Annotated in this window: 4 protein-coding genes and 1 pseudogene; 1 reads left to right on the top strand and 4 read right to left on the bottom strand. The window is 70.6% G+C overall.

The window, feature by feature from the left end:
* The 4 genes from G3N62_RS34235 to G3N62_RS34250 all read right to left on the bottom strand — a co-directional run.
* Positions 1–1,619, bottom strand: a 1,619-nt coding sequence (locus tag G3N62_RS34235) for a ComEC/Rec2 family competence protein (protein WP_206141483.1), incomplete at its 3' end; no start/stop codon positions are given.
* Positions 1,620–1,676: 57 nt separating this feature from the next.
* Positions 1,677–2,465 carry a TatD family hydrolase gene (locus tag G3N62_RS34240; protein WP_034188932.1) on the bottom strand — a complete coding sequence of 263 codons (789 nt, stop codon included), beginning with the start codon at positions 2,463–2,465 and terminating at the stop codon, positions 1,677–1,679.
* 67 nt (positions 2,466–2,532) lie between these two features.
* Positions 2,533–3,291, bottom strand: a complete 759-nt coding sequence (gene lolD, locus G3N62_RS34245) for a lipoprotein-releasing ABC transporter ATP-binding protein LolD (RefSeq protein WP_080287859.1) — start codon at positions 3,289–3,291, stop codon at positions 2,533–2,535.
* The gene (locus G3N62_RS34250; RefSeq protein ID WP_034188934.1) at positions 3,284–4,537 is read right to left on the bottom strand and encodes a lipoprotein-releasing ABC transporter permease subunit; all 1,254 of its coding nucleotides are present in this window, start codon (positions 4,535–4,537) and stop codon (positions 3,284–3,286) included. The genes lolD and G3N62_RS34250 overlap by 8 nt, the downstream gene beginning before the upstream one ends.
* A 150-nt stretch (positions 4,538–4,687) precedes the next feature.
* On the opposite strand from G3N62_RS34250, the pseudogene G3N62_RS34255 reads away from it, so the two are divergent.
* A pseudogene (locus G3N62_RS34255) lies at positions 4,688–5,073 on the top strand (regulator); the annotation flags it as partial.

Here is a 5,073-nt window from a genome sequence, read left to right on the forward strand (position 1 = left end):
TCGCTCGCCTGCGTGGGCATCAGCGCCCAGGCGACGCCCACGCAGGCGAGCGCCAGCACCGGCCAGTCGGGCATGCGCAGCCAGAGCACGCCGGCCGGCCAGTCGGCGAGGCGCCCGAGCAGCGTCATCATCGGTTCGAGCGCCGCATGCGCGAGCCGGAACGCGTAAGCATCGAACGGCGCGGGCAACGCGATGCCGGCCAGCACGACCGGCGTCACGACCGAGCTGACCCACGGAATCGCGAACGCATTGCCGAGCGGCCCCGACAGCGAAACCTGCGCGAACCACGCGGCGGTGAGCGGCGCGAGACCGATCGTCACCGCGTATTGCACGCGCGCGGCCTCGGCGACGCGGCGGCCGGCGCGCCGGCCCCAGGCACGCAACCGGCTCGACGGACTCGCGCCGCCGCTGCCCTCGTCGCCCTCCGCGTCGGCCACGCGCACGGCGCGCCAGCCGGCGACGGCCAGCAGGATCACGGCGACCGCGCCGAACGACAGCCAGAACCCGGCCGACAGCACGGCCCACGGATCGGCGAGCAGCACGCCGCCGAGTGCCGCGCCCAGCACCGCGGATGTCGGCACGCTGCGTCCGGCCAGATACGCGACGCCTCCGCCCGCGATCATCCACCACGCACGCTGCGCCGGCACGTTGAAGCCGGCCAGCGCCGCATAGCCGGCCGCGGCCATCAGCGCGGCGAGCGCGGCCGCGTACGGCGCCGGCAATACGAGCGTCGCGGCCCGCGCGCGCCAGCGCACGCGGCGCCAGACCATCGACACGAGCCCACCCGCGATCGCGCCGACCAGCCCGACATGCAATCCGGAAATCGCGACCAGGTGGCTCGTGCCCGTGTTGCGCAGGACACGCCAGTCATCGTCGCCGATGGCCGACTGGTCGCCGATCGCCAGTGCGGCAACGATGCCGCGATGCGCCGCATCGACACCGAGCGTCTCGCCGATGCGTGTCCGCAGCCAGTCGCGTACCCGGTCGATCGACGCGCGCCATCCCGTTGCGCGCGCATCGAGCAATGCCGCCCGGTGCGGCGCGCTGACATAGCCGATCGCGCGAATCCCCGCGGCGAGCCACGCCGCCTCGCTGTCGCGCACGCCGGGATTGGCCTCGGCATGCGGACGCTTCAGGCGCACGACGAAACGCCAGCGCTGGGCGGCCCGCAGGTCGGGCAGCGCGTCACGTGCCGCGGGCGCGCCATACGCGCGCCACGACAGCCTGATCAGCGGCGGGAAACGGGCCAGCCCGGCATCGTTCGACTCGACCGCGAACAGCAGCCGCGCACCGCTCTCGTCGACGACGGGCAGCCCCCTGATCACGCCGGTGACGACGATGTCGCGCCCTTCCCATTCCGCCGGCAAGCTGTCGCTCAACCGCCATTCGGCGCGCACGGCCGCGTAGCCGAATCCCGCGACGCAGGCCGCGAGCGTGCACAGCATCCATCCGAGCGCGGCCGTCGCGCGCGTGCGCCGGCGACGCATGCACCACGCACCCAGCGCCGCGCATCCGGCGAGCACGGCCGCACCGGCCATCCATGCGATCGCACCCGGCAACGCCGCCTGCCGCTGCAGCACGACGACGCCGAGCGCGAACGCGATCCACCCCACGCGCATCGCGCCTCCTCGTCGACCTGGCGCCGCGCTGACGAATGCGGCGCCTTCCGGCAACGATTATGCGGACGAAAGCGCGAGTCGCGGCAGCGCGGCGAGCGCGTTGGCCGTTGTGGATAGACCGAGTGAACGGGTATCGATCCCGCGCAGTTCGGCGAGCACGTCACCGATGCGCGGCACCTGGTCGGGCGTATTGCGGGATTTGTACGCCCATTCGGGCGCGATGTCGGGCGCGTCGGTCTCGACGACGAGCGCGTCGAGCGGCAGTTCCGTGGCGAGCCGGCGGATCTGCAGCGCGCGCGAGAACGTCACGTTGCCGCCGAAGCCGAGATGCAGCCCTTGCGCGAGATACGCGTCGGCCTGCTGGAAACTGCCGTTGAACGCATGCGCGATGCCGCGCCGCACGCCGAAACGGCGCAGCCCCGCGAGCACGCGATCCTGCGACTTGCGCACGTGGCACAGCACGGGCAGGTCGAATTCGCGTGCCAGCTTGAGCTGCCCCTGATAGAAGAACTGCTGCCGGTCTTCGTCGAGCCCCGGCACGAAGTAGTCGAGGCCGATCTCGCCGATCGCGACGAAGCGCGGATCGTCGAGACTCGCTTCGATCTCCATGCGCAGGCGGTCGAGATCCTCGTCGCGCGCCTGCGGCGTATACATCGGATGGATGCCGAGCGCATAGACGGCGCCCGGCGTGCGTTGCGCGAGTTCGCGCACCGTCGTGAAGTTGTCGCGCCCGATGCTCGGGATCACGATGCGCGACACGCCGGCCGCGCGCGCCGCATGCGCGACCGCGTCGCGGTCGGCGTCGAACTCGGCGGCGTCGAGATGGCAGTGCGTGTCGATCCACATGGCGGCAGTCCTGCGCCCCTGCGCCGCGCCGGGACCCACCCGGCATCGGCTCAAGGACGATCGCGTATCACACCGGCAGCGCCGGCTCCTCGTGCAGCACGCCGTCGCGCAGCCGCATGATGCGGTCGCAGCGTGCGGCGAGATCGGGATCGTGCGTGACGATCACGAAGCTCGTTTCGAGCGTCTCGGACAGTTCGAGCATCAGGTTGAACACCGTGTCGGCCGTCGTGCCGTCGAGGTTGCCGGTCGGCTCGTCGGCGAGCACGCATGCCGGCTTCGTGACCAGCGCGCGCGCGATCGCGACGCGCTGGCGCTCGCCGCCCGACAGCTCGCCCGGCCGGTGCTTCGCGCGCGGGCCGAGACCGACGCGCTCGAGCATCGCCTGGGCCTGCTCGCGCGCATCCTCGGTCGTCATCCGGCGGATGCGCAGCGGCATCGCGACGTTGTCGAGCGCGGTGAATTCGGGCAACAGGTGATGGAACTGGTAGACGAAACCGAGCGCGCGGTTGCGCAATTCGTTGCGCTCGCGCTCGGCGAGTTGCGTAAACGGCTTGCCGAGCAGCGAAACCTCGCCCGCGCTCGGCTCGTCGAGCCCGCCGAGCACATGCAGCAGCGTGCTCTTGCCGGAGCCCGATGCGCCGACGACCGCGAGTTTCTCGCCGCGCCGCACCGTCAGCTCGGTGTTGCTGAGCACCTGCACGTTGAAGCCGCCCTGCACGAACGCCTTCGTGATCCCGCGCGCCTGAAGCACGTATTCCTGCATACCAGCCGAATCCTGTCTGTTGTGTTGTCGTGAATCCGCGAATGCGGTCGCGCGGTCATTCATAGCGGAGCGCCTCCGCCGGCTTCACCTTCGCGCCGCGCCAGCTCGGATACAGCGTCGCGACGGCCGACAGCGCGAACGCGATCAGCCCGATCCGGATCACGTCGCTCGCGACGAGTTCGGACGGCAGCTCGCTGATGAAGTACACCGACGGCGGCAGGAACTGCACGCCGAACAGGTGCTCGATCATCGGGATCAGCCACGGGATGCTCCACGCGATCAGGCAGCCGAGCGCGACGCCGGATGCGGTGCCGACGAAGCCGATCGTCACGCCCTGCACGACGAAGATCTTCATGATCGACCCCGGTTGCGCGCCGAGCGTGCGCAGGATCGCGATGTCCGCCTGCTTGTTGGTCACCGTCATCACGAGCGACGACACGAGGTTGAACGCGGCCACCGCGATGATCAGCGTGAGGATGATGAACATCATCCGCTTCTCGATCTGCACGGCCGAGAACCAGGTCTTGTTCTGCTGCGTCCAGTCGCGGATGTACAGGCTGCCCGACAGCGTGTGCGACAGCTCGACCGCGACCTGCGGCGCCTTCTGCATGTCCGTCAGCCGCAGCCGCACGCCGGTCGGCGCGGTCATCCGGAACAGCGCCTCGGCGTCGCGGATGTTGATCATCGCGAGCGTGCTGTCGTATTCGTAGTGGCCCGATTCGAACACGCCGACGACCGTGAACTGCTTCAGCCGCGGCATCATGCCGGCCGGCGTGATCGAGCCTTCGGGCGCGACCAGCGTGACCTTGTCGCCGACCGTCACGCCGAGGTTGCCGGCGAGCGCATCGCCGAGCACGATCCCGAACTGCCCCGGCACGAGCGCGGCGAGCTGCCCGGCCTTCATGTCCTTGCCGATGTCGGACACCTGCGGCTCGAGCGTCGGCTCGACGCCGCGCAGCATCACGCCGCTCACCGCGTCCTGGCGCGTGAGCAGCGCCTGCGCGTCGACGTACGGCGCCGCGCCGATCACCGACGGATTGCGGCGCGCTTCCTGCGCGGTCAGTTGCCAGTCGGGCATCGAGCCCGTCGGCGAGAACACCTCGACGTGCGCGAGCACCGACAGCATGCGGTCGCGCACTTCCTTCTGGAAGCCGTTCATCACCGACAGCACGACGATCAGCGCCGCGACGCCGAGCGCGATCCCGAGCATCGACACGAGCGCGATGAAGGAAATGAAGCCGTTGCCGGTCGTGCGTTTGCCGGCGCGCGTGTAGCGCCAGCCGATCTGCCATTCATACGGAAGTTTCAAGCGAATCCTTTCTGCTGGTTACGGCGGGGAGGCGCCCCGCGGCCGGACCGCCGCCCGGTGGCGGCCATCGGTCCGGGCACGGTCGAAAAACGGCCGCCGGACGCAAACGGGCCGTCGGCCGGCCCGATCACGCGCGCAGTTTGCCATACAATGCGCACCATCATGCACGACCGACGCCTCCATTTTCTCGTTCCGTTCGCACTGCCGTCGGCAGCCGATGCGGCCTCGTCCCTGCACACGCTGGACAGCCCCGCGCTCGAAAAGTTGCTCGCCCGCGCCAGCCTCGTCGAGCGCGTGGCCGGCGAGGACTTCCAGCGCACGCTGCCGCACGAGCGCTGGCTGGCCCGCCGGTTCGGCGCGACCCAGGGCAACGCCGCGGACGAGGCGCCGCTCGCGCCCTACATGCTGCTGGCCGACGGCGGCGACCCCGGCGCGCACGCGTGGGCGTGCGTCGAGCCCGTTCACGTCGAAATCGCGCACGATCACCTGGTGCTCGTCGATCCGGCCGCCCTCGCGCTCGACGAAGGCGACGCGGC

Origin of the sequence: Burkholderia sp. Tr-20355 (assembly GCF_017104685.1) — a bacterium.
GTDB lineage: Bacteria > Pseudomonadota > Gammaproteobacteria > Burkholderiales > Burkholderiaceae > Burkholderia > Burkholderia seminalis.

Bases quoted from the DNA above. Each gene is read 5' to 3' on its own strand.
- lolD (WP_080287859.1), bottom strand. From the start codon at position 3,291: ATGAATGACCGCGCGACCGCATTCGCGGATTCACGACAACACAACAGA.
- G3N62_RS34240 (WP_034188932.1), bottom strand. From the start codon at position 2,465: ATGTGGATCGACACGCACTGCCATCTCGACGCCGCCGAGTTCGACGCC.